A 1,786-nucleotide genomic window follows, 5' to 3' on the forward strand; every position below is an offset into this window, starting at 1 on the left:
CGGAGATCGGGCCCGGGTCCTCGGTGTCGGTGTCGAACGGCGGCGCCTTTTCGGTCCACTTCATCGACGTGACCGTCGTGTAGCTCTGCAGCTCGCCCTTGCTCACCCCGTCACCGCTCCGGGTGGCCACCGTCTCGGTGCCGAGCGGCATGCCCGTGGACTTGTCGAAGATCAGGCGGATTTCGACGGGCCCGTGGGGGCTGGGGAGCGCGACGGCGTAGCCGGTACGGCCGGTGTGGTCCTTGACGTCGCCGAGGGAGCGCACGCCGGGTTCGGCGGCGAGGAGGCGGTAGGCGGCGGCGCGCAGGGCCGGGGTGGACGGGAGGGTCGTGGCGAGTCGGACGGCTGTGTCGAGGACGATCCCGTCGAGGATTTTCTTGGGGGCGTTGTAGTCCTTGTCGACCAGGGTGAACAGGCGCTTGCGGAGGGCCTGTTCATCGGTGGGTAGTGTGGCCAGGACGTGGAGCGGGATGTCGCCCATCGGGACGGTGTCCGCGGTTCCGCCGGGGGCGTCGTGCTGGATCTCGCCCTTGCCGGCATAGGTGAGGGTCTCCCCCTCCAGGTTCCATGACGTGGGGGAACCGTCCGCCTTCCACGCCGCCTCGTCGGCCTTCGTTGCCGGACGTGCCCCCAGGTCCAGGGACTGCGACCACTGCTTGTTCTCGGCGGCGGCCGTCCAGTACCGGTGCTCGGTGCGGGCGGCGACGGTGTAGTGCTTGCTCGGGACCTTGTGGAGGGAACCGATGTGTTCCTCCACGTACCAGTACGTGCCGGAACCGGCCGGTTGCTGCTCGACGTGGGAGGCGGCAGCGAGAAGGATCTGGCTGCCGGAGCCCGATGTCGCGGAGGGGGCGGGTCCTGGCTTCTCCGGCACGGTGTCGGTGATCACCACAGCCGCCACCGCCGCCGCGGTGGCCAGGGCGAGACCCGGGACGAGAGAGCGGCCCGCCCTCCGCGGCCGGGTGGTGGCGCGAGCCGTGCGCATCGCGCGCGGACGGCTCGTGAACGTTGCGAGCTCCTCTTCCCGGACCGCCGACGGCGTGGGACGGTCGGGGTCGAGGTGGGTGGGGCGGGCGGTTGTCAGACGGTGCAGGATGTCGTTCTTCACCGGGCTTCCTTTCCTACGGCGATCCGGACTCGGGTGGACACGCGCCGCACGTCTGCGGCCTCCTCCGTGGGTGGGGAGACCGACGCGGCCTGGGTGAGACGTCTGCGCGCCCGGTGCAGACGGACCCGCAGGGTGATGGGCGAGCAGCCGACCACCGCGGCTGCCTGTGCGGGGGTCAGGCCCTGCCACCCGGAGAGGATCAGCAGTTCCCGATCGTCCTCCGGCAGCGTGGCCAGCGCGCTGAGCAGCGCGTTGCGCTCGGATACCTCCTCGGCGATGTCCGCCTCCGCGGGTTCCGTCCAGGAGCGCAGCTCGGCGGCGAACGACGCGCGCCTGGCCTCCGCCCGGATGTTGTCCCGCAGGATGTTGCGGGCGACCGCGAGCAGCCATGGCAGCGGCGGCTCGGGGACGTCGTCCAGCTTGCGCCAGGCGACAGTGAACGCTTCGTTCACCACCTCATCGGCGACCTGTCGTCCCGCACGACTGACCACGTAGGCCCACACGCGTTGCCGACAACCGTCGTAGATGGCGGTGAAACGATCCGCGTCGTGATCGGGCACTGCCGCACCTCCTGTCCCTCCTGGTGTGCTCTGTCGTTGAGTAGTGGGCCCAACGGGCTGATCGTTACAGCGGCATGCCAGGAAACACGCCCGAGAGACGAGGCGTACGTCACATCAG

2 protein-coding genes are annotated in these 1,786 nt (G+C 70.2%); both read right to left on the reverse strand.

Going from position 1 to position 1,786, the window contains the following annotated elements:
- Window positions 1-1,108, reverse strand: a 1,108-nt coding sequence (locus ACFYY7_RS45630) for a CU044_5270 family protein (RefSeq protein ID WP_388672374.1), incomplete at its 3' end; no start/stop codon positions are given.
- A complete protein-coding gene (locus tag ACFYY7_RS45635; RefSeq protein WP_388672377.1) occupies window positions 1,105-1,668 on the reverse strand; it encodes an RNA polymerase sigma factor in 564 nt (187 codons plus the stop codon). The genes ACFYY7_RS45630 and ACFYY7_RS45635, both read right to left, overlap by 4 nt.
- Between the last annotated feature and the right edge of the window lie 118 nt (window positions 1,669-1,786).

The organism is Streptomyces sp. NPDC001933 (assembly GCF_042890955.1).
In the GTDB taxonomy this organism is placed as follows: domain Bacteria; phylum Actinomycetota; class Actinomycetes; order Streptomycetales; family Streptomycetaceae; genus Streptomyces.